This window comes from Conexibacter woesei DSM 14684 (assembly GCF_000025265.1).
GTDB lineage: Bacteria > Actinomycetota > Thermoleophilia > Solirubrobacterales > Solirubrobacteraceae > Conexibacter > Conexibacter woesei.
In genome coordinates, this window is record NC_013739.1 from 3,086,804 (window position 1) to 3,112,591 (window position 25,788).

Annotated in this window: 26 protein-coding genes and 1 tRNA gene; 22 read left to right on the plus strand and 5 right to left on the minus strand. The window is 72.6% G+C overall.

What is annotated here, in order from left to right:
* Positions 1–89: 89 nt before the first annotated feature.
* From panB to CWOE_RS14425, 4 genes are read right to left on the minus strand one after another with little or no spacing between them, the layout of a single operon-like run.
* Positions 90–986: a 3-methyl-2-oxobutanoate hydroxymethyltransferase gene (gene panB / locus CWOE_RS14410; protein WP_012934359.1), complete on the minus strand. Its 897-nt coding sequence runs from the start codon at positions 984–986 to the stop codon at positions 90–92.
* Between the two features lie 34 nt (positions 987–1,020).
* A complete protein-coding gene (gene panD, locus CWOE_RS14415; RefSeq protein ID WP_012934360.1) occupies positions 1,021–1,401 on the minus strand; it encodes an aspartate 1-decarboxylase in 381 nt (126 codons plus the stop codon).
* Positions 1,398–2,270, minus strand: coding sequence for a pantoate--beta-alanine ligase (gene panC, locus CWOE_RS14420; protein WP_012934361.1), 873 nt, complete (start codon positions 2,268–2,270; stop codon positions 1,398–1,400). The genes panD and panC overlap by 4 nt, the downstream gene beginning before the upstream one ends.
* Complete coding sequence (locus CWOE_RS14425; protein WP_236262282.1) at positions 2,267–2,971, minus strand: DUF2520 domain-containing protein; 705 nt, start codon at positions 2,969–2,971, stop codon at positions 2,267–2,269. Before CWOE_RS14425 ends, panC begins: the two co-directional genes overlap by 4 nt.
* A 208-nt stretch (positions 2,972–3,179) precedes the next feature.
* Between CWOE_RS14425 and CWOE_RS14430 the strand changes: the two genes are divergently transcribed.
* From CWOE_RS14430 to tsaE, 4 genes are all read left to right on the plus strand, one after another.
* Positions 3,180–3,944, plus strand: a complete 765-nt coding sequence (locus CWOE_RS14430; RefSeq protein WP_012934363.1) for a uracil-DNA glycosylase — start codon at positions 3,180–3,182, stop codon at positions 3,942–3,944.
* A gap of 79 nt (positions 3,945–4,023) precedes the next feature.
* Positions 4,024–6,063, plus strand: a complete 2,040-nt coding sequence (locus CWOE_RS14435) for an ATP-binding protein (RefSeq protein ID WP_012934364.1) — start codon at positions 4,024–4,026, stop codon at positions 6,061–6,063.
* 72 nt (positions 6,064–6,135) lie between these two features.
* Complete coding sequence (locus CWOE_RS14440; protein ID WP_041730519.1) at positions 6,136–6,681, plus strand: hypothetical protein; 546 nt, start codon at positions 6,136–6,138, stop codon at positions 6,679–6,681.
* Positions 6,678–7,127, plus strand: coding sequence for a tRNA (adenosine(37)-N6)-threonylcarbamoyltransferase complex ATPase subunit type 1 TsaE (gene tsaE / locus CWOE_RS14445; RefSeq protein ID WP_012934366.1), 450 nt, complete (start codon positions 6,678–6,680; stop codon positions 7,125–7,127). The genes CWOE_RS14440 and tsaE overlap by 4 nt, the downstream gene beginning before the upstream one ends.
* Here tsaE and CWOE_RS30710 read toward each other — a convergent pair.
* Positions 7,114–7,953 (minus strand): CAP domain-containing protein, encoded by an 840-nt coding sequence (locus CWOE_RS30710; protein ID WP_012934367.1) that lies wholly within the window; start codon positions 7,951–7,953, stop codon positions 7,114–7,116. The two genes, tsaE and CWOE_RS30710, sit on opposite strands and share 14 nt — an antisense overlap.
* A gap of 248 nt (positions 7,954–8,201) precedes the next feature.
* Here CWOE_RS30710 and tsaB point away from each other — a divergent pair, with 248 nt between their 5' ends.
* The 18 genes from tsaB to CWOE_RS14540 all read left to right on the plus strand — a co-directional run bounded on the left by tsaB (position 8,202) and on the right by CWOE_RS14540 (position 25,664).
* Positions 8,202–8,936, plus strand: coding sequence for a tRNA (adenosine(37)-N6)-threonylcarbamoyltransferase complex dimerization subunit type 1 TsaB (gene tsaB, locus CWOE_RS30715; RefSeq protein WP_012934368.1), 735 nt, complete (start codon positions 8,202–8,204; stop codon positions 8,934–8,936).
* Positions 8,933–9,439, plus strand: coding sequence for a ribosomal protein S18-alanine N-acetyltransferase (gene rimI, locus CWOE_RS30720; RefSeq protein WP_012934369.1), 507 nt, complete (start codon positions 8,933–8,935; stop codon positions 9,437–9,439). Before tsaB ends, rimI begins: the two co-directional genes overlap by 4 nt.
* Positions 9,436–10,428: a tRNA (adenosine(37)-N6)-threonylcarbamoyltransferase complex transferase subunit TsaD gene (gene tsaD, locus CWOE_RS14465; RefSeq protein WP_012934370.1), complete on the plus strand. Its 993-nt coding sequence runs from the start codon at positions 9,436–9,438 to the stop codon at positions 10,426–10,428. The genes rimI and tsaD overlap by 4 nt, the downstream gene beginning before the upstream one ends.
* Complete coding sequence (locus tag CWOE_RS14470; protein ID WP_012934371.1) at positions 10,425–10,664, plus strand: glutaredoxin family protein; 240 nt, start codon at positions 10,425–10,427, stop codon at positions 10,662–10,664. Before tsaD ends, CWOE_RS14470 begins: the two co-directional genes overlap by 4 nt.
* 45 nt (positions 10,665–10,709) lie before the next feature.
* A complete protein-coding gene (locus CWOE_RS14475) occupies positions 10,710–11,378 on the plus strand; it encodes a redox-sensing transcriptional repressor Rex (RefSeq protein WP_081425368.1) in 669 nt (222 codons plus the stop codon).
* 43 nt (positions 11,379–11,421) lie between these two features.
* Positions 11,422–12,561, plus strand: a complete 1,140-nt coding sequence (locus tag CWOE_RS14480; RefSeq protein WP_160165517.1) for a carboxylate-amine ligase — start codon at positions 11,422–11,424, stop codon at positions 12,559–12,561.
* Positions 12,558–13,055, plus strand: a complete 498-nt coding sequence (locus CWOE_RS32825) for a hypothetical protein (protein WP_012934374.1) — start codon at positions 12,558–12,560, stop codon at positions 13,053–13,055. The genes CWOE_RS14480 and CWOE_RS32825 overlap by 4 nt, the downstream gene beginning before the upstream one ends.
* 208 nt (positions 13,056–13,263) lie before the next feature.
* Positions 13,264–15,336 carry a sodium-translocating pyrophosphatase gene (locus tag CWOE_RS14490; RefSeq protein ID WP_012934375.1) on the plus strand — a complete coding sequence of 691 codons (2,073 nt, stop codon included), beginning with the start codon at positions 13,264–13,266 and terminating at the stop codon, positions 15,334–15,336.
* A gap of 161 nt (positions 15,337–15,497) precedes the next feature.
* Positions 15,498–17,228, plus strand: coding sequence for an MFS transporter (locus tag CWOE_RS14495; RefSeq protein ID WP_012934376.1), 1,731 nt, complete (start codon positions 15,498–15,500; stop codon positions 17,226–17,228).
* A 34-nt stretch (positions 17,229–17,262) separates the two neighbouring features.
* A complete protein-coding gene (locus tag CWOE_RS14500) occupies positions 17,263–18,150 on the plus strand; it encodes a DMT family protein (RefSeq protein WP_012934377.1) in 888 nt (295 codons plus the stop codon).
* Between the two features lie 26 nt (positions 18,151–18,176).
* The gene (locus CWOE_RS14505) at positions 18,177–20,087 is read left to right on the plus strand and encodes an amino acid permease (RefSeq protein WP_012934378.1); all 1,911 of its coding nucleotides are present in this window, start codon (positions 18,177–18,179) and stop codon (positions 20,085–20,087) included.
* A complete protein-coding gene (locus CWOE_RS14510) occupies positions 20,087–20,281 on the plus strand; it encodes a hypothetical protein (protein ID WP_012934379.1) in 195 nt (64 codons plus the stop codon). The genes CWOE_RS14505 and CWOE_RS14510 overlap by 1 nt, the downstream gene beginning before the upstream one ends.
* Positions 20,281–22,230 (plus strand): universal stress protein, encoded by a 1,950-nt coding sequence (locus tag CWOE_RS14515; RefSeq protein ID WP_012934380.1) that lies wholly within the window; start codon positions 20,281–20,283, stop codon positions 22,228–22,230. The genes CWOE_RS14510 and CWOE_RS14515 overlap by 1 nt, the downstream gene beginning before the upstream one ends.
* A 10-nt stretch (positions 22,231–22,240) precedes the next feature.
* Positions 22,241–22,669 carry a potassium channel family protein gene (locus CWOE_RS14520; protein WP_012934381.1) on the plus strand — a complete coding sequence of 143 codons (429 nt, stop codon included), beginning with the start codon at positions 22,241–22,243 and terminating at the stop codon, positions 22,667–22,669.
* Positions 22,670–22,691: 22 nt separating this feature from the next.
* Positions 22,692–23,363: a potassium channel family protein gene (locus CWOE_RS14525; RefSeq protein ID WP_012934382.1), complete on the plus strand. Its 672-nt coding sequence runs from the start codon at positions 22,692–22,694 to the stop codon at positions 23,361–23,363.
* Positions 23,363–24,613 carry an NAD(P)/FAD-dependent oxidoreductase gene (locus CWOE_RS14530; RefSeq protein ID WP_012934383.1) on the plus strand — a complete coding sequence of 417 codons (1,251 nt, stop codon included), beginning with the start codon at positions 23,363–23,365 and terminating at the stop codon, positions 24,611–24,613. Before CWOE_RS14525 ends, CWOE_RS14530 begins: the two co-directional genes overlap by 1 nt.
* 1 nt (position 24,614) lies before the next feature.
* Positions 24,615–25,160, plus strand: a complete 546-nt coding sequence (locus CWOE_RS33490; RefSeq protein WP_012934384.1) for a hypothetical protein — start codon at positions 24,615–24,617, stop codon at positions 25,158–25,160.
* Positions 25,161–25,593: 433 nt separating this feature from the next.
* A tRNA-Gln gene (locus CWOE_RS14540) sits at positions 25,594–25,664 on the plus strand.
* Positions 25,665–25,788: the final 124 nt, after the last annotated feature.

The following is a 25,788-nucleotide window of genomic DNA, read 5'->3' on the forward strand; positions in this document are numbered from 1 at the left end:
TGTGAACGACGCGCGGAGTGTAGAGGCTGAGGCGGCGCGGGGACCGGCCGCCGCGCGGGGCGGCGGCCGGAGACGCGGCGATGCGGCGGTCAGCCGAGCTGGCTGCGGAACCGCTCCAGCTCGCCCGGATCGATCGAGTAGGTGTGGTCGGGCGCCGGGTAGCGCTGGTGACGCACGTCGTCGGCGTAGGCGCGCACGCCCGCGACCATCTCGTCCTGGATGTCGGCGTAGCGCTTCACGAAGCGGGCGCCTACGCCCTCGCGGATCCCGAGCAGGTCGTGGAAGACGAGCACCTGACCGTCGGTCGAGGAGCCGGCGCCGATGCCGATGATCGGCACCTCCATCTGCTCCATCAGGATCGCCGCGACCGGTGCCGGGATCGCCTCGAAGACGATCGAGAAGCAGCCGGCCTCTTCGAGCGCCAGCGCGTCCCGCGCGACGTCGAGCGCGCGCTCCGCCGTGCGTCCCTGCGCGCGGTAGCCGCCGAGCGCCGTCGCCGTCTGCGGCGTCAGCCCGACGTGCCCCATCACGGGGATGCCGGCGCCGACGAGCGCGCGGGCGCGCTCCACGGCGACCCCGTTGGCCTCGATCTTGACGGCGTCGACGCCGGCCTCCTTGATGAAGCGCGAGGCGGTCATGATCGCCTGCTCGTTGGAGGTCTCGAACGAGCCGAACGGCAGGTCGGCGACGAGCAGCGGCGTGCGCAGGCCGCGCCGGGCGGCGCTGGCGAGCATCAGCATCTCCTCGACCGAGACCGGCACGGTCGAGGGATAGCCGAGAACCGTCATCGCGCCGGAGTCGCCGACGAGGACGACGTCGACGCCGGCCTTCTCGGCCACCTGCGCGGACGGGTAGTCGTAGGCGGTGACCATCACGATCGGCTCGCCGAGGCGCTTCTTCTCGGCCAGCTGCGGCAGCGATACCGGCAGGCGGTCGATCGACCCGGCGCTGGTGGGGACGTTGCTGGGGACGGGTGCTGCGGACATGGTTCCGGCTCCTTGTCTGGCGTGGTTGGCGCCCTCACGAGAGGAGGGTCGCCACCTCGCTGTCGACGTCGAGGATGCGGTTGTCGGAATCGACGTGGACGACGACGGGCACGTAGTGCTCCATCTCCGTCTTGTCGTACTGCGCGTAGGAGATGACGATGATCGTGTCGCCGTGGTGCACGAGGCGGGCGGCGGCGCCGTTCACCTTGATCTCGCCGGAGCCGCGCTCCCCGGCGATCGTGTACGTCTCGAAGCGGGCGCCGTTGTCGACGTCGACAACCGCGACCTGCTCGTGCTCGAGGATGTCTGCGGCCTCCAGCAGATCCGGGTCGATCGTGATCGATCCGACGTAGTGGAGGTCGGACGCGGTCACCGTCGCGCGGTGGATCTTCGACTTCAACATCGTGCGGATCATGCGGATCGTGAGGCTCCGTCGGTGGTGGACAGGATCGTGTTGTCGATCAGGCGCGCGGGCCCGACGCGTGCGGCGAGCGCCATCAGCACCTCGCCGTCGACGCGATCGACGGGGGAAAGGCTGTCGGTCGCGACGAGCGCGACGTACTCGGGCTCGACGCCGTGCTCGGCCAGCGCCGCGCGTGCGGCGGACTCGACCGCGGCGGCGTCGCGCTCGCCGGCGGCGACGGCGGCCTCGGCGGCGTCGAGCGCGCGCCGCAGCGCGATCGCCCGCGCGCGGTCCGCGGGCCCGAGGTAGGCGTTGCGGCTCGACATCGCGAGGCCGTCTGCCTCGCGCACGGTCGGGCAGATCTCGATCCGAACCGGCAGGTCGAGGTCGCGCACGAGCCGGCGTATGACGAGCGCCTGCTGGGCGTCCTTCTGGCCGAAGAAGGCGGCGTCGGGCTGGGCCATCCCGAGCAGCTTCGCGACGACGGTCGCGACGCCGTCGAAGTGGCCGGGGCGGTGGGCGCCCTCCAGCGTCTCGGTCAGCCCGCCGACGCGGACGGTCGTGGCGAAGCCGTCCGGGTAGACCTCCTCGACCGGCGGAGCGAACAGCACGTCGACGCCCGCCTCGCCGGCGATCGCGGCGTCGCGCTGCTCGTCGCGCGGGTAGGCGGCGAGGTCCTCTCTGGGGCCGAACTGGGTCGGGTTGACGAACAGCGAGACGACGACGAGGTCGCAGTCGGCGCCGGCTCGCTCCATCAGCGAGCGGTGGCCGTCGTGGAAGGCGCCCATCGTCGGGACGAGGCCGACGCTGCGGTCGGCGCTGCGCTCGCGCTCCAGCAGCGTGCGCAGCTCGGCGACGGTGCGGACGATGCGGAGGCTCATGGGGCGACCTCGGCCGGCGGTGTGGCGGCCGGACTCGCCGCGAGCGGCGTGGCCGCGAGCGCGCGGGTCGCGCCGGCCATCGCGTCGAACAGCTCCAGCAGCTCGGGAGTCCGCTCCTCGACGGCCGCGCGCTGGCGGGCGACCGTCTCCTCGTCACCGCGCACGAGCGGGCCGGTCAGCGCGCGCTCAGGACCGAGCGCCGCCCAGTTCTCCAGCGACGCGCGCACGAGCGGGACGAGCGCCGCGCGCTCGACGCCCGCCGTCGCGGCGATGCGCTCGGCGGCGGCCTCCAGCGTGACGAGGAAGTTCGACGCGATCGACGCGGCGGCGTGGTAGGCGGCGCGGTCGTCGTCGGCGACGGTCACCGGCGCGAGGCCGATACGGACGGCGAGCGCGGTCGCGACCCGCGCGGCGCGCGCGGTCGAGCCGGCCGTCGCGGCCGCAGCGCCGGCGAACGGCGCCGCGCCGTCGGCCGGGACGGTCATCAGCGGGTGCAGCGAGAACGCCTCGTGGGGCGCGAGCGGCGCGAGCGTGGTCGCACCGGAGCAGTGGCCGACGAGGCGGCCGGGACGCGGCTCGACCGCCGCCGCGGCGGCGGCGATCTCCGCGTCGGGCACGCACAGCAGCACGAGATCGGCGTCGCCGACGTCGCCGTCGCGGCCGAGCGGGCCGTCGACGAGCAGTCCGGTGCCGCGCAGCACAGGAGCGAGCGCCCGGCCGAGCCGGCCGGCGCCTACGAGCGCGCAGCGGATGCGCGTGAGATCAGGAAGATCCGATTCCCGTTCCAGTTCCCACATGCGAGATACCGGTCGAGTTGTTGTGAGTACACCCTGAGCACGACAGTCCGCCCCCTGAGGTGGCGGCTTCGTCTGATGATAGCCGTCGACCCGCCTGAATACCATCGGGTGCATGAGCACTGCCGCCGAGCGCCGTGAACGGCTCAAAGAGGTTTGGAGAGAGGCGAGCACCTGCACGCTGTGCGCGCTGTCCGAGACGCGTCAGACGGTCGTCTTCGGCGCCGGAAACGCCGATGCGGACCTGATGTTCGTCGGCGAGGCGCCCGGCGCGAACGAGGATCGCGGCGGTCTCCCATTCATCGGGCAGGCGGGCAGACTGCTCGACAAGCTGCTGCAGGAGGTCGGCCTCGAACGCGCGGACGTCTTCATCGCCAACGTGCTCAAGTGCCGCCCGCCAGGCAACCGGGACCCGCGCCCCACCGAGATCGCGACCTGCCGTGACTACCTCCATCGGCAGGTCGAGCTGATCGAGCCGAAGGTGATCTGCACGCTCGGCAACTTCTCGACCAAGCTGCTGCGCGACGACCCGACTGGCATCTCGCGGGTCCACGGCCAGCCGGAGGTCCACGTGCTCGGCCGTCGCGCCGTGCGGATCTTCCCGATCTTCCATCCGGCCGCCGCGCTCTACACGCCCAGCATGCTCGACACGCTGCGCGCCGACTTCGCACAGCTGCCGGGGCTGCTCGCGCTCGATCCGCCGGAGCAGCCGGCGGCAGAGGTGTTCGAGCCGGTCCCCGAAGCGGAACCGGACGAGCCGGACGGCGCGCCGGAGGAGGTCGCTTCGGAGGAGGTCGCGCCGGTCGATCCGCAGGCGCCCGAGGATGCGGCGGCGAGCGAGGTCGCGCCAGTAGACGATCGGCAACTCGGCCTGTTCTGAGTCGACTTTCGGGCGCAAAGCCGTGCGCACGGTGAAAACACGCTGGTAGATGGCGTGCGGGCGACGTATCGTCCCGCACATGGCGACGATCGGGACGCGGCTCGCGGAGCGGGACCGCCGCAGATTCGTCGGGCGTGGCGCAGAGCTGGCGTTCCTCCAGCGCTGCCTCGACGGCCAGGCCGACGCGTCCGTCGTGCTGATCCACGGTCCGGGCGGGATCGGCAAGTCGACGCTGCTGCGCGAGCTGGCGCGCCGCGCCGGGGCGACGGGACGCCGCGCCCACTTCGTCGAGGGTCGCGAGCTGGCGCCGGCGCCGCGTGCGCTGGACGCGGCACTCGCGGGCGCGCGCGAGGACGCCCAGCCGCTCGTCCTGATCGACACCTACGAGCAGATGACCGCGCTCGACGGATACCTGCGTGGCAGCGTCGTGCCGGCGCTCCCGGAGCGGGCGCTCGTCGTGATCGCGGGCCGCGAGGCGCCCGGCCGCGGCTGGCTGGAGGGCGGCTGGGAGAGCGTCGCGGTCCAGCTCGAGCTGAGCGGGCTGTCGGTCGAGGAGGCGCAGGAGCTGCTGGCGCTCCAGGGCGTCCACGACGAGCGCCAGGCGCGCGAGCTGGTGCGCTGGGCACAGGGCTCGCCGTTGGCGCTCGCGCTGGCCGGGGACGACGCGCTCGGCGCGCGCGGCGCCGACGCGTCGTCCGCGCGCCCCGACGACGTCGAACGGCCCGAGCTGGTGCGGGCGCTGATCCGCCGGCTGGCGGAGACCGAGATCGACGGCCCGCACCTCGGCCCGCTCGCCGTCGCCGCGATCGCGCGCGCGACGACGATCGACCTGCTGCGCGACGTGCTGCCGGACACGGACGCGGTGCAGGGCTACATGTGGCTGCGCGCGCGCAGCTTCACCGAGCCGCTGGGGGAGGGGATCGCGCTCCACGAGCTGGTCCGCAAGGCGCTGCGCGCCGACCTGCGGCGACGCGACCGCGAGCGCGAGCGCGACCTGCGGCGCCGCATCGCCGATCACCTCTACGCGCGGGCGCGCGCCGGCCAGCAGCTGCTGTCGATCGACCTCGCCCATCTCGTCGAGAACGAGGCGATCCGCTGGGGCTTCTCGTGGGAGGGCGCCGGCGAGCACCGCATCGACGAGGTGCGCGACGGCGACGCCGAGGAGGTCCGGCGGCTGCTCGGCGAGCGCCATGTCCCCGAACGCTGGCCGCTCGCCGCGCCGTACTTCGCGGCGGCGCCGGAGCGGATCGCGATCGTGCGCGACCTGTCGGACCGGATCCGCGGCTTCGAGCTGTCGGTGACGCTCGCGAACGCGCCGGCGGTGTCAGCCGAGGATCCGCTGCTCGGGCCGTGGCTGGAGCATGCCCGTCGCACGGCGCCGGACGGCGACGCCGTCCTGTGGCAGGTCGCGGTCGACTTCACCGCCGATCCGCGCGCCCGCGTGCAGGCGATGCTCGGGATGTCGGGGATCCTGCGCTCGGGCCTGCAGAACCCGCGCTACGCCTACCTGCCGATCGACCCGCGGCTGCCGCAGGCGCTCGCGTTCGCGCGGGCGGCCGGCGCGCGGCGCGTGCCCGAGCTGGACATCGAGCTGCGCGGCCATGCCACGGAGTGCCACGTGATCGACTACGGCGCGGACGGTCTGCTCGGGGCGCAGCGGGCGCTGATCTACGCGGAGCTGGGCCTGACGTCGCCGCAGGGCGGCGCCGTGGCGGCTGAGCCCGCCGCGGCGGCCGGCGCGTCGGCTGCTGGGACCGTCGCGGCGGCCGGCCCGGCTGCTCCGGCCGGCGCGGTCGGCGTCGAGGAGGTGCGGGAGGCGCTGCGCAATCTCGGCGTCCCGCACAAGCTCGCCGACAGTCCGCTGGCGACCGGGTCGACGCTGGAGGAGCGGGCGGCGTCGGTGCGGGCGGTGCTGGAGAGCGCCGCCGCGCGGGCGTTCGGCGACACGCCGAACGAGCAGCTGCTGAGACGGGTGCTCGTGCGCGGGTACCTCGACGCGGCGGCGAGCCACGAGCAGGCGGCCGACGAGCTGGCGCTCAGCCGCGCGGCATACTTCCGGCGGCTGAAGGCGGCCGCCGAGCGTGTCGCCGCGCTCGTGGCCGAGCAACCGCCTCGGTAGGGAGAACTTCCCGCACGTTGCAGGAATCCGTCCGCGGGCTCCGACGGGGCGGTGGTTATGGTTCCCCGCCCGATGCGCCGCACCCAGCCGATCGCCGCCCTCGTCCTCGCCGCCGCCCTTGCCGCCCCGCCCGTCGCGGGCGCGCAGTCGCCCGGTGAGCTGCTGGCGAGCGCGGTCCCGCTGGCGAGCGCTGTGGCTCCGGGTGAGCTGCTGGCGAGCGCCATCCCGCTGGCGAGCGCGCCGGGGGCGGGCGACGCGCTGGCGAGCGCCGTCCCGCTGGCGAGCGCGCCGGGGCCGGACGACTCGCTGGCGAGCGCTGCGGCTCCGGGCGACCTGCTGGCTGCCGCGACGCCGCTGAGCGACGCGCCGGTGCCGCGCGACGCGCCCGAGCTGACGCAGACGCCGCTCGCCGATCGCGACGGCGTCGAGCTGGCCGACGCCGGCGACCCTGAGCAGCTGCTCGCGCGAGCGCCTGCGGCCTCCGCCACGCCGCCCGCGACGAGCCTGCCGTACACCGGCGCCGAGCTGTGGCTGACGCTGCTGGCCGGCGGCGGGATGGTGCTGGCGGGAACCGGCCTGCGGCTGCGGCTCAAGCCGCTGCCCGCCGACCTGGCGTGAGCGCGCGGCGCGAGCCGCTGCCGGCCGGGGTCCACCGGACCGCCGGCGCTGAGGAGACGGAGGCGCTCGCGGCGCGTGTCGCGGCGGCGCTGGAGCCGGGCGACGTCGTGCTGCTGTCGGGCGAGCTGGGCGCGGGCAAGACGACGTTCGTGCGCGGGGCCGCGCGGGCGCTCGGCGTGACCGGCGCCGTCACGAGCCCGACGTTCACGATCGGTCGGCGGTACGAGGGGCGCGTCGGCGTCTCGCACCTCGACCTCTACCGTCTCGGCGACCTCGAGGAGGAGGACCCGGCGCTGCTGTCGGACTACCTCGCTCCCGAGCGGATCGCGTTCGTCGAATGGCCCGAGATCGCCGAGTCGGCGCTGGCGGACGCGGGCGTCGCGGTCGCCGCGCGCGTGCGCCTGGAGCATCGCGGCGGCGACGCGCGCGAGATCACCGTCGAGTAGGAGCGCGAGTAGGAGCGCCCCGCCGCCGGTCGTTCACCGGCGGTCGTCCTGGATTCGTGTCCTCCTGCGACAGCGATCCAGGACGACGCCGTGCGGCCGCGCCGCAGCGACCGTGGTCGCGGGCGCCGAACTCGACGACGTAGGTGGCGGGAGCGCGTCGCGCGCCCCGCCCGCGCGCACCGCGTCTGACGGGCGCGCCGCGCACGACCGCCACGCCGACGTCGCGGAAGCCGCGGGAGAGGACGTTCGCGCGGTGCGGCCGGCTGCGCAGCCACGAGCGCACCGTCGTCTGGGCGCTCGCCGACGCCCCCGCGCCCCACGCGAGGTTCTCGCCGACGCGCCAGCGCGCGGCGCGCCGCAGATAGCCGGCCGCGCGGACGCGCTCCGCGATGCCGCGGCCGCCGCGTGAGCTGTGGGCGAAGTAGTGGCGGCGGACCATGTCGCGCGCGTGGCGCTCGGCGGCGCGGTCGAGGCAGCGGTCGTAGCGCAGCGGCGGAAGGCGAGAGCGCGCGCGGCGCTGGTTGATCAGGCAGCGCACCCTGCGCTCGACGCGCGAGGTCCCGCCGAGCGCGCGGATCCCGGCCGGGCTGCAGCGCTTGACGGCTCCGCGTCGCTTCGCCCTCGACACGACGGCGGCCGGTGCGCCGGCGGCCAGCGGGGCCGAGCGCGCGGCTTTGGCAGCGGCGGCCGGCGGTGCGGCCCAGCGCGTCGCTTTGGCGGCGGCCGGTGCGGCCGAGCGCGCGGCGTCGGCCCCGGCCGCGGGCTGCGCGGCCATCAGCAGCGCCAGCGCGAACGCGAGCGTCAGGCCGAGCAGCGTCGTCGTCATCCCTCGCCCCGGTCCGGCGTCGCGGCATCCGGCCGCCGGTCCTGTGCGATGGCGATCCCTCGTCATCGTCATCGGGCGCCGACGCTACGTGACCAGTCGGCCGGACTTTGTGTCAAACCTGCGTATGAACCGTGAAATCTGCGCTATTTCCGGCTGGAGGCGTGTGGAAGCGGGGAGAAAGTCGCGGAAAGCGGGCGCGAAGACGTGCCAGAACGACACGCGCGCGCCGGGTGCGCGACGATCCGAGGATGCGCATCCTCGCGTTCGACACCGCGACGCCGGCCACGACGGTCGCGCTCGCGCTGCCGGACGGCCGCACGCTCAGCCGCCGGCACGACCCCGGCCCCGGGGAGCGGCCCGGCCACCAGGCGCTGCTGCTGTCGTTCGCCGTCGAGCTGCTCGACGAGGCGGGGACCGACTTCGCCGCGCTCGACCGGCTCGCCGTCGGCCTCGGCCCCGGCACGTTCACCGGCCTGCGGATCGGCGTCGCGACCGCTCGCGCACTCGCGCAGGCGCACGACCTCCCGCTCGTCGGCGTCTCCACGCTCCACTCGCTCGCGGCTGGCGCGGCCGGCGCGGCGCCGACCCGCCAAACGGTCCTCGCCGTCCTCGACGCGCGGCGCGGCGAGGCGTTCGCGGCCGCCTGGCCGCGGGCGGACGCCGCAGACCCCGCCGCGACGCCGCTGCTGGCGCCCGCGGCGCTCACGCCGGACGTGCTCTCCGACGCCGTCGCGGCGCTCCCGGCGGCGCCGCTGGGCGTCGGCGACGGGGCGCTAAGGTTTCGGGAGCAACTGGAAGCGGCCGGGGTCGACGTCCCGGCGGACGGCTCCCCGCTGCACCGGGTCGACGCGGTCGTGCACTGCAAGCTCGGAGCGGCGCTGGAACCGGTCGCGTGGGACGCGGTGCTCCCGACCTACCTGCGTCTTCCCGACGCCGAGCTGGCGCTTCGCCGGCGTGAGAGCGAGCGGGACCCATCCACGTGACCGCAACGTCGACTCCGCTGAAGATCCGCCGCCTCACCTACGCGGACCTGCCGCAGGTGATCGCGCTCGAACGACGCGCGTTTCCGACGCCGTGGTCGCTGGCGATGTTCGTGCTGGAGCTGTCGAAGTCGACCGGCATCTGCCTCGCCGCGCTGCGCGACGGCGAGCTGCTCGGCCACCTGATCTGCTCGCGCTACGACACCGTCTGGCACATCATGAACATCGCCGTCGACCCCGACGCCCGCCGTCAGGGCGTCGCCTCGGCGATGCTGGAGCAGCTGGTCGAGCGCATCGGCGGCAACAGCGGCGGTGGCGCGCAGGTGACGCTGGAGGTCCGGCCCTCCAACGACGGCGCGATCGCCCTCTACGAGCGCTTCGGCTTCCTCTCCGCCGGCCGCCGGCGGCGCTACTACCAGGACAACGGTGAGGACGCGCTCGTGATGTGGCGCACCCCCGCGACGCTCGCCGGCCGCCTCGACGACATCCCGAACGTCGCCTCGTGAGCATCCTCGCGATCGAGACGAGCTGCGACGACACCTGCGCAGCGGTCGTCAGCCGCGACGGCGAGGTGCTGGCGAACGTCATCTCCTCCCAGGGCGTCCACGACCGCTACGGCGGCGTCGTGCCCGAGATCGCCTCGCGCCACCACCTGGAGCTGACCGGCGCCGTCGTCGACGACGCGCTGCAGCAGGCTGGCACGACGCTCGCGCAGCTCGACGCGGTCGCCGTCACGCAGGGGCCGGGCCTCGTCGGCGCGCTGCTCGTCGGCGTGGCGACCGCCAAGTCGCTCGCCGCCGCTCACGGCCTCCCGCTGATCCCGGTCGACCACCTCCACGGCCACGTCGCCGCGTCGTTCCTGCAGCCAGGGCCGATCGAGCCGCCGTTCCTGATCCTGATCGCGTCCGGCGGCCACACGCTGCTCGCGCACGTGAAGGACCATGGGCCGAACTGGGAGGTGCTCGGCTCCACCCGCGACGACGCCGCCGGCGAGGCGTTCGACAAGGGGGCGCGGCTGCTCGGACTCGGCTACCCGGGCGGGCCGGCGTTGCAGAAGCTCGCGGAGGAGGGCGACGCGACCGCGTTCAGATTCCCCGTCGCGGCGCAGGTGCCGGGGCTCGACTTCTCCTTCTCGGGCCTCAAGACCGCGCTCCTGTACAAGGTCCGCGAGCTGGGGGAGGAGGAGGCCGCACGCCGTCGCGCCGACCTCGCCGCGTCCTTCCAGCGCGCAATCGTCGAGACGCTGGCGCGGCGGGTCGAGCGCGCCCGCGAGCAGACCGGGATCGAGCGGCTCGCTATCGGCGGCGGCGTCGCGGCGAACGGGCCGCTGCGCGAGCGCATGCGCGCGCTCGCGCCCGACCTGCACGTCCCGCCGCGCGAGCTGTGCACCGACAACGCCGCGATGATCGCCTCCGCCGCCCGCTTCCTCGACCCGCTGCCGTACCCGAGCTACCTGCGGCTCGACGCGTACGCGACCGGCGAGCGCGGCCTGTGAGCGCGAACGTCGTCCTCTACGGCCGCCCCGGCTGCCACCTCTGCGACGACGCGCGCGCGCTGCTCGTGCGCGTCCGCGCCGAGCTGCCGTTCGCGCTGGAGGAGCGCGACATCGAGCAGAACGACGCGCTCCACCGCGCCTACCTCGAACGCATTCCGGTCGTCGCGATCGACGGCGAGGAGGTCTTCGAGTTCTTCGTCGACGAGGACGAGCTGCGGCGCCGGCTGTCCGGCTGAGCCCGCACGGCGGTGCCGCGGCCTGCGCCGGTACAGTGGAGGGCGATGAGCTCCATGATCGAGAACGACGCCGAGACCCCGTTCGGGAAGGTCGGGGACAAGCTGACGCTCGGCGTCGCGGCTCGACTGTCACGCTACCTGCAGGTCCTGACGCAGGCGAAGAAGATGGGCAAGGAGACGATCTCCTCACAGGAGCTCTCCGACTACACGCACGTCAACTCGACGCAGATCCGGCGCGATCTGTCGGGCTTCGGCAAGTTCGGCAAGCGCGGCGTCGGCTACAACGTCGACTCGCTCGTCTCGCAGATCCGCAAGATCCTGCGCACGTCCGGCCAGCACAACATCGCGCTGTTCGGCGCCGGCCACCTCGGCCGCGCGATCGCCAGCTCCGACATCTTCGCCGACCACGGCTTCCGCGTCGTCGCGATCTTCGACAACGACCCGCAGAAGCTCGGCGAGACGGTCGGCGCGCACCAGGTCCGCCAGATCGGCGGCGAGCTGAGACAGATAGTCGACGAGGAGGACATCGTCGTCGCGGTGCTCGCGGTCCCGACGGCTGCGGCGCAGCCGCTCGCCGACGAGCTGGTCGCCGCCGGGGTGAAGATCATCTTCAACTACTCCGAGGCGCTGCTGCAGGTCCCGCCCGAGGTCACGGTGCACACCTCGAGCCCGGCAGTCGATCTGCTCTACGCGCTGTACTTCTACCTCACCTAGCAGCCCGCAGCGCGCCTACCCGCGGCCTCTCGACAACATGAGCATGGACTTCGACAACGCCGTCACGGCCTTCGAGGACTCGACCGACTTCACCGTCGGCCTCGAGGAGGAGTTCGCCGTCCTCGACCCCGGCACGCGCGCGCTGACGCCGCGCTTCGAGGAGCTGCGCGACGCCGCGCAGGCCGATCCCGTGCTGGCGGAGTCGATCGCGGGCGAGCTGATCTCGTCCGAGATCGAGATCCGCTCCGGCAAGGGCGTCGACGTCGCCGACGCGGCCATCAGACAGCGCGACCACCGCCGCCGCCTGTTCGCGCTCGCGCAGGAGCGCGGGATCGCGCTCGGCGCGACCGGGACGCACCCGTTCTCGGACTACCGCGAGCAGCGGATCATCGACACCGAGCACTACCACCGCGTCGAGGACGGCCTCAAGTACGTCGCATGGCGCAACAACACGTTCTCGCTGCACGTCCACGTCGGTGTGCAGGGCGCCGACCGCGCCGTCCAGGTCTGCGATCGGCTGCGCCCAGTGCTGCCGCTGCTGCTGGCGATCTCCGCCAACTCGCCGTACGTCGACGGGCGCGACTCTGGGCTCCACACCGTGCGCACGCAGACGTTCACGAAGTCGTTCCCGCGCTGCGGCGTGCCGGACGCGTTCGGCTCGTGGCAGGCGTTTCGCTCCTACCTCGAGTTCCTCGTCGCGACGAACTCGATCGTCGAGTACACGCAGGTCTGGTGGTCGGTCCGCCCGCACCTCTCGTTCGGCACCGTCGAGGTCCGCATCTGCGACGCGCAGTCGACCGCCGGCGAGTCCGACGGCCTCGCGGCGCTGATCGTCGCCTGCGTCGCGCAGGCCGCGCGCGACGTCGAGGACGGCGTCCCGTTCGCCGACCCGCCGGCGCGCCTGATCGAGGAGAACATGTGGCGGGCGATCCGCCGCGGGCTCGACGGGCCGCTGATCGACCTCGAGCGCGCGGTCGAGTTCCCCGGTCAGGCCGCGCTGGAGCGGCTGCTCGCGTGGACGGCGCCGGTGCGCGCCGAGCTCGGGATCGACGTCGCGCTGCCCGAGCTGAACGGCGCCCAGCGCCAGCGTCGCATGATCGACGCCGGAGCGGGCATCGAAGAGGTCTACGCCGCTACCGTCCGCGAGACCCGCGAGACGTACGCCCAGGAGGTGATCGTGTGAGCACTGATGAGCCGCAGGGCCAGCCGAGCGAGGAGGAGATGCGCGCCGCGCTGCAGGAGGAGCTGAAGAAGGTGCGCGTCGAGCAGGTCGTGATGGAGGCGACCGTCTCGATCCTCAACGTCTCCGTCATGCGCGCCGGGCTCGTCCCCGGCAGCGAGAGCGAGCGCGACCTCGACCAGGTCCGCGTCGGGATCGAGGGCGTGCGCGCGCTGCTGCCGCTCGTCGAGCTGATCGCCGGCGAGCAGGCGAGACCGATCCGCGACGCGCTCTCCCAGCTCCAGATGGCGTACGTGCAGGCGGCCGAGGCGGCCGGCGGCGTACCGGGCGGACCGGCGGGCGACGCGCCCGGCGGGCCGGGCGGGCCGGGCGCAGGGCCGGCCGGCCCGGGCCCGGGGACCCCGCAGGGGCCGCCGCAGTCCGCACCGCCGCAGCCCGGACCGGGCGACAGAGGACCGGCGCAGAGAAGCGGCCGCCTCTGGGTTCCCGGGCAGTAGCCCGGCCCGCCGCCGGCTCTCCGCGCGCGCCGCTGGCGCGCTGACGTTCGACGTTCAACCTTGACGGCGCGTCCGTGCACTGCGATAGGCTCGCGCCGCTTGTAGTGGGGTCCGTGGAGAGCCCTCATCGCGCCGCGGCCTCGATCGCTGGTGCGGCGCGCCCGATGGCGCGCCGTTGTCGTTCAACAGAATCTGGAGGATCAAAGTCTTGTCCAGCTTCCTGACCGACCACGGCGTCCTCGTCGCACTTGTGTGCGCCGCCTGTGCGCTGGTCTACGGCGCCGTAACCGTGAGATCGCTGCTCGCCCTCTCGCCCGGAAACGAGAGAATGCGGTCGATCTCCGCGGCGGTGCAGGAGGGCGCCCGCGCCTACCTCAACCGGCAGTACTCGACGATCGCCGCCGTCGGCCTGCTGCTCTTCGTCGCGCTCATATTCATCCAGGACATCTGGGTCGCCATAGGCTTCGCGATCGGCGGCCTGTCCTCGGCGGCGGCCGGCTACATCGGCATGAACGTCTCGGTGCGGGCGAACGCGCGCGTCGCCGAGGCGGCCCGCGAGGGGGTGCCGACCGCGCTGCGCGTCGCGTTCCGCGGCGGCGCCGTCACCGGCATGCTCGTCGTCGGCCTCGCATTGGCGGGCGTCGCCGCGTACTACGGGATCCTCACCTCCTGGGTCGACCAGACGCCGAAGGAGGCGGTCGACGCGCTGATCGGCCTCGGCTTCGGCGGCTCGCTGATCTCCGTCTTCGCCCGCCTCGGCGGCGGCATCTTCACGAAGGGCGCCGACGTCGGCGCCGACCTCGTCGGCAAGATCGAGGCGGGCATCCCGGAGGACGACCCGCGCAACCCGGCGGTGATCGCGGACAACGTCGGCGACAACGTCGGCGACTGCGCCGGCATGGCAGCCGACCTGTTCGAAACGTACGCCGTGACCGCGGTCGCGGTGATGCTGCTCGGCGTGCTGACGTTCCAGGAGTCGAGCGCGGTCGCGCTCTACCCGCTCGTGCTCGGCGCCGTCTCGATCATCGCGTCGATCGTCGGCACCTACTTCGTCCGCTCGGCGTCGGGCAACGTCGAGGGCGCGCTCTACAAGGGCCTGATCGTCTCCGCCCTGATCGCCGCGGTCGCCTTCTACCCGATCACGAGCTGGATGATGGACGACGTCACGCTGCGCGGTGTCACGAGCCCCGGCGACGCGCCGGGCGTCAGCGACTTCTACCTTTGCTCGCTGATCGGCCTCGCGATCGTCGGACTGCTGTTCGTGATCACCGACTACTACACCTCGACGCGCTTCGCGCCCGTCAAGTCGACGGCGAGAGCGTCGGAGACCGGCCACGCGACGAACATCATCCAGGGGCTCGCCCAGGGCTTCCAGTCGACGGCCGCGCCGGCGCTCGTGATCGCTCTCGGGATCCTGTGGGCGAACGACCTCGCCGGCATCTACGGGATCGGCGTCGCGGTGATGGCGATGCTGTCGCTGACCGGCCTGATCGTCGCGCTCGACGCCTTCGGCCCGATCACCGACAACGCCGGCGGCATCGCCGAGATGGCCGACCTGCCCGAGGACGTGCGCAACGTGACCGACCCGCTCGACGCGGTCGGCAACACGACGAAGGCGGTCACGAAGGGCTTCGCGATCGGCTCGGCGGCGCTCGCGGCGCTCGTGCTCTTCCGTGCTTTCGAGTACGAGCTGAACATCGAGCTGATCAAGGACGGGGAGGACCCGGTCGCGTTCGTGCTCGGTGATCCGCCCGTGCTGATCGGGCTCCTGATCGGCGGCATGATGGTCTACCTGTTCGCCGCGCTCTCGATGGAGGCGGTCGGCCGCGCCGGCGGCGCGGTCGTCGAGGAGGTCCGCCGCCAGTTCCGCGAGCGGCCCGGGATCATGGACGGCTCGCAGCAGCCCGACTACGCGACCTGTGTCGACATCGTGACGAGATCGGCGCAGCGGGAGATGATCATCCCGTCGCTGATCCCGATCGTCGTGACGCTCGTCGTCGGCCTGCTGTCGGTCGAGGCGCTCGGCGGGCTGCTGATCGGCGTGATCGTGGTCGGCCTCTTCATGGCGATCTCGATGACGTCGGGCGGCGGTGCGTGGGACAACGCGAAGAAGCTGATCGAGGACGGCGCGTTCGGCGGCAAGGGCTCGGAGGCGCACGCCGCCTCGATCACCGGCGACACCGTCGGCGATCCCTACAAGGACACGGCGGGACCGGCGATCAACCCGATGATCAAGGTCGCCAACATCGTCGCGATCCTGATCATTCCGTTGATCGTGTGAAATCGGCTGGCGCCGATTCCACTGGGGGAATCCGCTGGCGCGGATTCCCCCGTGTGAACACCCTGTGATGGCGCGGCCGGCACGAGGTGGTGCTGGCCGCACCATCGACCGGGGGACGACAGGGGTTGGCGCGCACCCATGCGTGGAGTAGACATCACACCATGAAGCTGCGCCTCTGGCTGGTGACCGCCGCAGCGGGCCTCGTGCTCGCCGACGCGTCGATCGTGACGCTCGCATTGCCCGAGCTGCTGCGCGAGCTCGACACGACCGTGGAGGGCGTCGCGGCGGTGATCGCGGTCTACACGATCGTGCTGGCGGCGGCATTGCTGCCGGCCGAGCGGCTGATGCGCCGCTCGGACCCGACGCTCGTCGGCGCCGCCGGCTTCGTCCTGTTCGGCTTCGCCTCGGCGGCCTGCGCGGTCGCCGACTCGCTCTCGTTCCTGCTCGTCGCGCGTGCGATCCAGGCGGTCGGCGGCGCAGCGGGCCTCGTCGCCGCGTTCTCGCTGATCGACGGCGGCGCGCCCGCCGGCCGCCGCCACTGGCTCGGCGCGGCGGTGCTGTCGAGCGCGGTCGGCCCGGCGCTCGGCGGCGCGCTGACGCAGGCGTTCGACTGGCGCGCGATCTTCATCGTGCAGGTCCCGCTGGCGGCGGTCGCGGCGCTGGCCGCGCTGAAGGGCGAGAAGGCCGCAGAGGAGGTGGCGGCGGCCGATGCGGCGGCAGCGGCCACCGTCGGCCCGGACGGGACGCTCGTCCAACCGCCGCCGCTCGACGACGCGCACGTCTCCGGTCCGATCAGACTGCTGCCGGCCGCGGCGCTCGCGTTCCTCTCCGCCGCGCTCACCGCCGTCCTCTTCCTGCTCGTCCTGCTGCTCGTCGCCGGCTGGGCGATCTCGCCGCTGGCGGCCGCCGCGACGGTCACGATCCTGCCGCTCGCGGCGCTCGGCGGCAGCCGCATCGGCGGGCCGCCGCGCCAGCGCGCCGCGGCCGGCTCGCTGCTCGTCGGCGGCGGCGTGCTCGCGCTCGCATGGATCCCCGACGCGCACGTCGCCTGGACGTTCCTGCCGCAAGCGCTCGCCGGCGTCGGCATGGGGATGGCGCTGCCCGCGTTCGCGGGCGAGCTGCTGCCCGAGCGCACGCCGCACGACGCGGCCTGGCTGCTGACGATCCGCCACGCCGGCATCGCGGTCGTGCTGATCGCGCTCGCGCCGCTGATCGCCAACAAGCTCGACAGCTCGACCGAGCGCGCGAAGGAGCGCGGCGTTGCGCTCGTGCTCGACGCGAAGCTGCCGCCGCAGGACAAGCTGGAGCTGGCGCCGTCGCTGCTGTCCGGCGTCGACGCCGACCAGCCGCGCGCGGGGCTCGAGAAGCAGCTCGACGCCAACCGCGCGCAGTTCGATGGCGAGGACCTCGTCCTCTACGACAAGCTCGCCGTGCGCGCCGACGAGACGCTCGTGACCGCGGTCGGCGAGGCGTTCAAGTGGGCGTTCGTGATCGCCGGCTCGCTCGCGATCGCCGCCGGGGCGATGCTGCTGTTCGCGGGCGGGGGAGGCGGCGCGGCGGCCGGTCGCGCCAGTCCCGCGCTCGCGCTCGTCGTGCTCGTGCTCGCGGTCCCGGCCGTCTACGCCGGGCTGAACGCCGCGATCGCGCCGGAGCCGGTCAAGATCGCCGACCCGTGCGAGGACCGCCAGATGCCGAACTCGGGCGGCCTCACCGGGCTGCTCCAGGACGCCGCGCTGACGGCCGTCGACGCCGGCGCATGCAGGCTCAGAGTCAGCCGTGAGGAGCTGGTCCTCGCGCTCGCCGACGACGCGTCCGCCAAGCGCTTCGAGGAGCGCCACGGCATCGACCCGAGATCGGTCACGAGCGTGCTGGGCGGCCTCCTGAACCCGTGAGCGCCGTCCGCAGCGCTACGCTGCCGGGCCGCCCGTGAGCTTCTCCGTCCAACTCGGCCTGCTGCTCTCGCTCGCGACCGCGTTCGCGAGCGTCCTCGGCTTCCTCTACAAGCACCGCGGCGCGCAGCTGGCGCCCGAGGTCGACTGGAAGCGGCCGCTGCACAGCACCGTCGTGCTGTTCAGATCCGGCTGGTACACGCTCGGGATCGTCGTCGCGCTCGGCGGCTGGTTCTTCCACGTCGGCGCGCTCGCGCTCGCGCCGATCTCGCTCGTGCAGTCTGTGATCGCCGGCGGGCTCGTGCTGCTGACGGTGCTCGCCGACAAGCTGTTCGGCCACCGCGTCTCGCGGCGCGAGTGGATCGGCGTCGCGCTGACGGCCGCCGGGCTGGCGTTCCTGGCCGCGACGATGGAGGGCGGCGCGAGCGACGCGCACGCCGACTACTCGGCCGGCACGTTGCTGCTGTACGTCGGCGGGCTGTCGCTCGCTGGGACGCTGGCGGCGGTCGCGGCGGGGCGGCGCGCCACCTTGTTCGCGCTCTCCGCCGGGCTGCTGTGGGCCGCCTCCGACGTCTCGATCAAAGCCGTCAGCGGCCACCTGGAGGACGACGGGCTGCTCCTGACGGTCTTCCACCCGCTCTCGCTCGTGATCCTGATCGCGTCGCTCGCGGGGCTGCTCGTCTCCGCCAAGTCGCTCCAGCTCGGCGACGCGGTGCCGGTGATCGCGGTCACCAGCGCCGCCGCCAACCTGACGACGATCGCCGCCGGCCCGATCGTCTTCGGCGAGCCGATGCCCGACAGCGTGCTCGGCGTCGCAGTGCGGCTGTCCGCCTTCGCGCTCGTAATCGCCGCCGCCGCGCTGACGCCGCCGCCGATGCCGGCGGCCGCGCTCCCATCGGCCACGGAGGCGCCTGCCCGGGTCTAGCATCCGCTGAGCAGGGAACGCAAACGATGGCCAAACGCCGCCTCCACGGCCTCGAGCGCGTGCTCGGGGTCAACGCACTCTTCTCGACCGCCTACGGCAACGTCGGCTCGTCGATCTACTACGCGCTCGGGCTCGTCGCGTCGTTCGCGCTCGGCTTGACGCCGGTCGTCTTCGTGATCGCGGGCGTGATCTTCTACCTGACCGCCTCGACGTACGCCGAGGCGACCGCGATGTACCCGGAGGCGGGCGGCTCGTCGAGCTTCGCGCGCCACGCCTTCAACGAGTTCTGGTCGTTCTTCGCCGCGTGGGGCCAGATGCTCAACTACACGATCACGATCTCGATCTCGGCGTTCTTCGTGCCGCACTACATCGGCTCGCTCTTCTGGGAGCCGTTGCGGCACGCGCCGGGCGACGTGATCGGCGGCTGCGTCGTCGTCGCGATCCTGGCGGCGATCAACGTCTTCGGCGCGAAGGAGACGGCCGGTCTCAACATCACGCTCGCGGTCGTCGACTTCGCCACGCAGCTGCTGCTGGTGATGCTCGGCCTCGTGCTCGTCTTCTCGCCGGACACGCTGATCGACAACGTCCAGTGGGGCATCGCCCCGACGTGGAGCAACTTCATCGTCGCGATCCCCGTCGCGATGATCGCCTACACCGGCATCGAGACGATCTCGAACATGGCGGAGGAGGCGAAGGACGCGGCCAGAACGATCCCGAAGGCGATCAACCGCGTCGTGATCGCCGTCTTCGCGATCTACGCGCTGCTGCCGGCGATCGCGCTCAGCGCGCTGCCCGTCGCCTGCGACAGAGCGGGGGAGTGCAAGACGCTGCTCGGCCTGCCGGAGGACGAGGGCGGCTTCGCCGGCGATCCCGTGCTCGGCATCGTCGAGCACATGGATCTCGGCCCGCTCCAGCATCCCGGCGAGATCTACGTCGGTCTGCTCGCCGCAACGATCCTCTTCCTCGCCACGAACGCCGGCATCATCGGCGTCTCGCGGCTGACCTACTCGATGGGCGTCCACCGGCAGATGCCGGACAAGCTGCGCCAGCTGCACCCGAGATTCCGCACGCCGTGGATCGGCATCATCGTCTTCTCGATCGTCGCGTGCATCGCGATGATCCCTGGCCAGGCGGGCTTCCTCGGCAACCTCTACGCGTTCGGCGCGATGCTGTCGTTCACGATCGCGCACGCGGCCGTGGTGCGATTGCGGATCAAGTACCCCGACGCGAGACGGCCGTTCCGCGGACCCGGCAACGTCCGTTGGCGCGGACACGACATCCCGCTGTTCGCCGTCTTCGGCGGCATCTTCACCGCGCTCGCGTGGTGCGTCGTCACGGCCCTCTACCTCGACGTGGCGATCACGGGGCTCAGCTGGCTGGCGATCGGGGTCGTCGTCTTCGTCACGTTCCGCAAGCGCCAAGGGCTCGACCTCGTCACGACGACGAAGGTCGCGGTCCCCAAGCCGGTGATCGACCACGAGGCCGAGTACGAGTCGGTCCTCGTCGCCTTCGACGAGCGCGAGTACGTCAGAGACGTGCTGTCGACGGCGATCAAGCTCGCCGCCCGGCGCCACCGCGGGATCCACGTGATCGTCACGATCACGGTCCCGCCGACGAGCCCGATCCACGCCGCGATGCCCGAGCAGGAGTTGGCCGCGCAGTCGATCATCGAGCAGGCGAAGGTGCAGGGCGGGCGCCGCGTGACCGGCCACTGGGAGAAGGTCCGCCCCGGTCAGGCCGGCCGCCGCATCGTCGACGAGGCGAAGGTGATCCAGGCGCGCGCGATCGTGATGCCGCTGCCGGTCCGCGGCGGTGGCGGCTCGGTCTTCGGCCGCACGCTGGAGACGGTGCTGGCAGAGCGTCCGTGCCGCGTCATCATCGAGTCCGGTCGCGGCCGCCGCCGCGAGGCGACGCGCCAGGCGGCGGAGATCGTCTGATGCCCGCGCCCCGCAACGTCCACCACGCGACGACGCGCCTGCTGTCGGCGATCATGCTCGTGATCGGCGTCGTGCTGCTCGTGCGCACGCTCGCCGAGGGCGGCGGGCCGCTGTCCGTCGGCGTGATCATGGGCGTGCTGTTCGTCGCTGCCGGCGCCGGCCGGATCGCCCTGAGCCGGAGGCAGCAGGGCTGATGGCTCAGGGCCTCCCGCCGGACGGCGCCGGACCGGCGCCGCGTCCGCTCAGCTCGCGCGCGCTGTTCGCGCTCGTCTACACGACCTCGGTCAGCTCGGTCTACTTCGCGCTCGGCGTCGTCGCCGATCGCGCGCTGGGGCTGACGCCGGTCGTCTTCCTCGTCGCCGGGCTGTTCTTCGCGCTCTCCGCGATGACGTACGTCGAGGGTGCCGCGCTGCACCGCGAACGCGGCGGCTCCTCGGTCTTCGCCCGCTACGCCTTCAACGAGCTGGTCAGCTTCGTCGCCGGCTGGGCGATCCTGCTCGACTACGCGATCCTCGTCGCCGTCACGGCGTTCACGACGACGAACTACATGGCCGAGTTCTGGTCGCCGCTCGGGTCGGGGCTGCCGGAGGTGCTCGTCGCGATCGCCATCATCGTCGCCGTCGCGATCTGGAACGTCGCGGGCGTGACGATCCGCCAGCTCCAGCAGCAGGTCGTCGTCGCCGCCGCCGACATCGGCGTGCAGGTCGTCGTGATCGTGCTCGGGCTGTTCCTGATCGTCGAGCCCGGCGTCGTGCTCGACTCGATCGAGCTGGGTGCGACGCCGTCCAACAGCGACGTCGTCTTCGCGCTCACGATCGCGACGATCGCGTTCACCGGCCTGGAGGCGGCGGCGAGCCTCGCGGGCGAGTCGCGCGCGTCGCGCAGAGAGCTGAAGCGGCTCGTCGGCCCGGGCGTCGCCTCGATCGTGCTCGTCTACGTCGGGATCGCCGTCGTGGCGGTCAACGCGCTGCCGGTGACCGAGGGCGCGAGCGCGTTCACGACACGCGACATCGAGGCGCCGCTGCTCGGGATCGCCGACTCGTTCGACCCGAACTGGCTGTCGGACACGCTGCAGGCGCTTGTCGCGCTCAGCGCCGTGACGGCGCTCGTCGCGGCCTCCAACGGCGCGATGCTCGGCACGTCACGGCTCGCGTACGCGCTCGCGACCAACCGCCAGATCCCCAGCAGGCTGGGCCGGCTGCACCCGAGATTCGGCACTCCGTACGTTCTGATCGCGCTCGCCGCGCTGATCGCGGCGGTGCTGACGATCCCTGCCGACCTCGACTTTCTCGTCGGCATCTATGCGTTCGGCGCGCTGCTCGCGTTCACGATCGCCCACCTCGCGATCGTCGTGCTGCGCTTCAGAGAGCCGGACCGGTCGCGGCCGTACCGCGTCCCGCTCAACGTCCGCGTGCGCGGGCGCGACGTGCCGTTGCCGGCGGTGCTGGGCGCGCTGCTGTCCGGGGCCGGCTGGGTCACTGTCGTGATCCTGCACGGCGGCGCGCGCTACGTCGGCCTCGCCTGGCTGCTCGGCGGGATCGTGCTCTACGTCGTCTACCGCCGGATCGACGGCAACCCGCTGCTGCGCCGCGTGATGGTGCCCGAACGGGCGCTCAGGCACGAGCGCGACCAGGAGGAGTTCGGCTCGATCCTGGTGCCGATCTTCGGCAACGCGCTCGACGACGACATCGTCCAGACGGCCGGCCGGCTCGCCGGCACCGTGCGCGACGACCTCGACGAGGAGGGCGCGACGATCGAGGCGATCTGGGTCTTCGAGGTGCCGATGGCGCTGCCGATCGACGCGCGCCTGCCGGAGGCGCAGGTGAGACGCGCGCAGGAGGCGCTGCGGCGCGCCAAGGCGGTCGGCGAGGAGTACGAGGGCGTCCAGGTCCAGACGGCGATGATCCGTGCGCGCCGGGCCGGGCAGGGGATCGTCTCCGAGGCGAAGCGGCGCGGGGTGGAGGCGATCGTGCTCGCCGCCGAGGAGCCGTCGCGCGTGCGCGGCGGCGCGCTCCTGGGCGGCTCCGGCGGGCCGCTCGACAACTTCGTCGGCGAGGCGACGAAGTACGTCCTGCGCAAGGCGGAGTGCCGCGTGATCCTCACCGCCCCGGCGGCGGATCAGCCGAACGACGCGCCGCGCTAGTGTTCCGCTCATGCTGATCCTGATCGTCGGAGCGGGGCGCGTCGGCTCCGCCGTCGCCAAGCAGGCACTCGAGGCCGGTCACGAGGTGTCGGTGCTCGACCAGGACCCGCTCTCCCACGAGCAGCTCGACAAAGACCTCGTCGACACGTGGGAGGACGCCGGCGGCCGCTTCACCGTCGGCACCGCGCTGGAGGTCGACGCGCTGGTCGAGGCCGGCATCGAGCAGGCGGACGTCTTCATCGCCTCCACCCGCGGCGACAACACCAACCTCGTCGTCGCGCAGATCGCCCAGAAGCGCTTCAACGTGAAGCGCGTCGTCGTCCGCGTCGCCGACCCGGCGCGCGCCGCCTGGTACGCCGAGCAGGGGCTCCAGACGATCTGCCCGACACAGCACGCGATCGACCTGGTCAGGGAGGCAGCTCTTGCCCCGGTGGCCTGAACACGGATCGGGGGACCGCCGGATGTACGTCATCATCGCCGGTGCCGGAAAGGTCGGCTGGAACCTCGCGCGCGAGCTGCTCGCGAAGGACCACGAGGTGACCCTGATCGAGGAGGACCGGCGCCGCTACCTCGTCGTCGAGCAGGAGCTCGAGCACAGCGTCCAATACGGCGACGCGACCGAGCTGTGGGTGTTGGAGCGCGCCGGCATCCAGCGCGCCGACCTCGTGATCGCCGTCACCGGCGACGACGAGGACAACGTCCTGATCTGCCAGATGGCGAAGGAGAAGTACCTGACGCAGCGGATCGTCGCGCGCGTCAACAACCCGCGCAACCTGCAGCACTTCAAGCTGCTCGGGATCCAGCCGGCGGTGTCGGCGACCGACCTGATCCTCCGCCTGATCGAGCACGAGGTGCCGCAGTACGGCCTCGTGCAGCTGCTCGCGCTCGAAGGCGAGCGGCTGGAGATCATCGAGCTGGAGGTCGTGCAGGGCGCGGCCGCGGCCGGCATGAAGGTCGAGGACGTGAAGCTGCCGGAGGGCGCGCTGATCATCTCGGTGCTGCGCGACGGCGGCGGCTTCGTGCCGAAGTCCGACACCGTGATCGAGGCCGGCGACGAGGTGCTGCTGATCCTCGATCCGGGGCTGGAGTCGGCGATCACGCCCCAGTTCACCCAGAGCGTCGCGGCGGCGTGATGGCTGATCGTCACGTCGCACATCTGCTTGTCGGCGGCGGCCTCGCGGGCGCGAACTGCGCCCGCTGGCTGCGCGAGTCCGGCGCCGAGGGCGAGATCCTGCTCGTCGGCCGCGAGTCCGACGCGCCGTACAACCGCCCGCCGCTGACGAAGGGCTACCTCGCCGGCAGAGAGTCGCGCGACGACGTCTACTTCCGCCCGGATCCGTGGTGGGACGAGCAGCGGATCGACCTGCGCAAGCGCACCAGCGTGATGAAGCTCGACGCGGCCGCGAAGGAGGCGACGCTCTCGACGAAGGAGGTCGTCTCGTTCGACACGGCGCTGCTGGCGACCGGCGCGAACGTGAAGCGGCTGCAGGTCGACGGCTGCGAGCTGGACGGGATCCACTACCTGCGCGCGTTCGGCAACGCGGACGCGATCAGAGCCGAGGCGATCGGCGGCAAGCGCGTCGTCCTGATCGGTGGCTCGTACGTCGCCTGCGAGGTCGCCGCGTCGCTGACGTCGCTCGGCGCCCACTGCACGATCGTGATGCAGGAGGGGACGACGCTGGAGCGCGGCTTCGGTGCGGTCGCCGGCGGCTGGCTGCAGGCGGTGCTGGAGTCGCACGGCGTGCGGGTGATCGGCAACGACGCGCTGGGCCGCTTCGAGGGCGACTTCGGCCGTGTGACGACGGTCGTGACCGAGAACGGGGAGTCGGTTCCGGCCGACGTCGTCGTGATCGGCGCGGGCGTGAACCCGGACACGATGCTCGCGCGCGCCGCGAGACTGACGCTCGACGACGAGCGCGGCGGCGTGCTGTGCGACAGCCGGCTGGAGACCTCGGTGCCCGGGATCTACGCGGCCGGCGACATCGCCTCCTACGACAGCGTCGTGCATGGCCGGCGGCTGCGCGTGGAGCACTGGGACGTCGCGTTCAACATGGGCAAGACGGTCGCGCTGAACATGCTCGGCGCCGACAGACCGCACGAGGTCGTGCCGTACTTCTTCTCCGACTTCAGCGACTGGGCGTCGCTGGAGTACGTCGGTCCGGCGACGTCGTGGGACCGCGAGGTCGTGCGCGGCTCGCTCGACGACGGCGCGTTCAGCGTCTGGTACCTCGATGGCGGCCGCGTTGCCGGTGCGCTGTCGATCGGCCGCAGCGACGACCTCGAGCACGCGCGGCGGATGATCGCCTCGCGCGCGCCGCTCGACGACGCGGACGTCGGCGGCCTCGCCGACGTGTCGGCCGAGCTGGGTTCCGTCGGCGCCTGAGATGACCGCCGCCGGCCAGCCGCCCGACGCGGGCCGCGAGCCGGCGGGCGAGACCGGACGCGACCGGTCCCCGGACGCCGCACGCGAGCGGATAGCCCAGCTGGTCGCGACGCTGCGCGCGTTCGTTCGCGCCGCGGGCGCGGAGGCGCTGATACTGCTGCTCGACCAGGGGGAGAGAGCGCCGCCGCTGCTGGTCGAGTGCCCGGCGGAGGGCGCGGTGCTCCTGAGAGAGGGCGAGCAGGCGGTCCAGCTCGACGCCGACCGGCTCGCCGCCGAACCGCTGTGGGTGCCCGACGTGCGCCCGCTGCCGCCGTTCGAGGTCGACGCCGCGCGCGCCGAGATCACCTCGATGCTCGGTGGCGTCGAGTCGCTCGCGCGCTCCGTCCGCGACCTCGCCGATCGCTTCCCCGGCCGCAGCGTCCTGACCGCCACCTTCTCGACGACCGATCCCGACACGCCGCTCCACCTCGCCGCCCGCACCGGCGACCCGATGGTCCTCGCGCTCGGCGACGAGCAGTTCGAGATGGCGCCCGGCTGGCCGGGCTGAGCACGTCCTAGATACATGCGGTAGACGCTCGCGGCGGCACGTGAAAGCGTGGGCGCTGTCGCGTTGGCGGTAGCTGCGGCCATCACCTCCAGAACTGCCGAGGACCAACCTCGGCCGGGACGTTCGCGTCCTGAGAAAGGAGGTGATGTGTATGGAGTTGCTGCTTGCGATCGTGCTGCTGTTTCTGGTCGACCGTCTGACCAGACAGCGGTAGCACGGGTCCGGCGTCGCCACAACGGCGCCGGACCACCGTCAGAAATGCGAAAGCCCGGGGCCACAACCCCGGGCTTCCTAGGAGGTGCGCCACTCGCGATCGTGCCGCAGACGAAGCGTAGCGTGGCCTCTCGGCGTTGCCTACACCAACTGTGTTTGCAGACCCGCGGCCAGGCGCCGCCTCGCGCGCGGAATGGCTATCCTGACGTTTCGCACACGTTGCGGGATCGTCTAATGGCAAGACACTCGGCTCTGGACCGGGTAATCGGGGTTCGAATCCCTGTCCCGCAGTCGCACCGCCTCCTCGCCTCTGTCGCACACTTGACACTTCTCGTGTCGCGCGACGAGCAGACCGGGGGCCACTGAGAAACGAAGCTGGAGCACATCAACGGTGGACACCGGGTCCGCCGCACAG

Bases quoted from the DNA above. Each gene is read 5' to 3' on its own strand.
- panD (WP_012934360.1), bottom strand. From the start codon at position 1,401: ATGATCCGCACGATGTTGAAGTCGAAGATCCACCGCGCGACGGTGACC.
- CWOE_RS14515 (WP_012934380.1), top strand. From the start codon at position 20,281: ATGGCTCAGGGCCTCCCGCCGGACGGCGCCGGACCGGCGCCGCGTCCG.
- CWOE_RS14530 (WP_012934383.1), top strand. From the start codon at position 23,363: ATGGCTGATCGTCACGTCGCACATCTGCTTGTCGGCGGCGGCCTCGCG.
- CWOE_RS14435 (WP_012934364.1), top strand. From the start codon at position 4,024: ATGGCGACGATCGGGACGCGGCTCGCGGAGCGGGACCGCCGCAGATTC.
- CWOE_RS14480 (WP_160165517.1), top strand. From the start codon at position 11,422: ATGGACTTCGACAACGCCGTCACGGCCTTCGAGGACTCGACCGACTTC.
- CWOE_RS14495 (WP_012934376.1), top strand. From the start codon at position 15,498: ATGAAGCTGCGCCTCTGGCTGGTGACCGCCGCAGCGGGCCTCGTGCTC.
- CWOE_RS14430 (WP_012934363.1), top strand. From the start codon at position 3,180: ATGAGCACTGCCGCCGAGCGCCGTGAACGGCTCAAAGAGGTTTGGAGA.
- CWOE_RS14520 (WP_012934381.1), top strand. From the start codon at position 22,241: ATGCTGATCCTGATCGTCGGAGCGGGGCGCGTCGGCTCCGCCGTCGCC.
- tsaB (WP_012934368.1), top strand. From the start codon at position 8,202: ATGCGCATCCTCGCGTTCGACACCGCGACGCCGGCCACGACGGTCGCG.
- CWOE_RS30710 (WP_012934367.1), bottom strand. From the start codon at position 7,953: ATGACGACGACGCTGCTCGGCCTGACGCTCGCGTTCGCGCTGGCGCTG.
- CWOE_RS14475 (WP_081425368.1), top strand. From the start codon at position 10,710: ATGAGCTCCATGATCGAGAACGACGCCGAGACCCCGTTCGGGAAGGTC.
- panC (WP_012934361.1), bottom strand. From the start codon at position 2,270: ATGAGCCTCCGCATCGTCCGCACCGTCGCCGAGCTGCGCACGCTGCTG.
- CWOE_RS14505 (WP_012934378.1), top strand. From the start codon at position 18,177: ATGGCCAAACGCCGCCTCCACGGCCTCGAGCGCGTGCTCGGGGTCAAC.
- CWOE_RS14510 (WP_012934379.1), top strand. From the start codon at position 20,087: ATGCCCGCGCCCCGCAACGTCCACCACGCGACGACGCGCCTGCTGTCG.
- CWOE_RS33490 (WP_012934384.1), top strand. From the start codon at position 24,615: ATGACCGCCGCCGGCCAGCCGCCCGACGCGGGCCGCGAGCCGGCGGGC.
- CWOE_RS14440 (WP_041730519.1), top strand. From the start codon at position 6,136: ATGCGCCGCACCCAGCCGATCGCCGCCCTCGTCCTCGCCGCCGCCCTT.
- CWOE_RS14525 (WP_012934382.1), top strand. From the start codon at position 22,692: ATGTACGTCATCATCGCCGGTGCCGGAAAGGTCGGCTGGAACCTCGCG.
- panB (WP_012934359.1), bottom strand. From the start codon at position 986: ATGTCCGCAGCACCCGTCCCCAGCAACGTCCCCACCAGCGCCGGGTCG.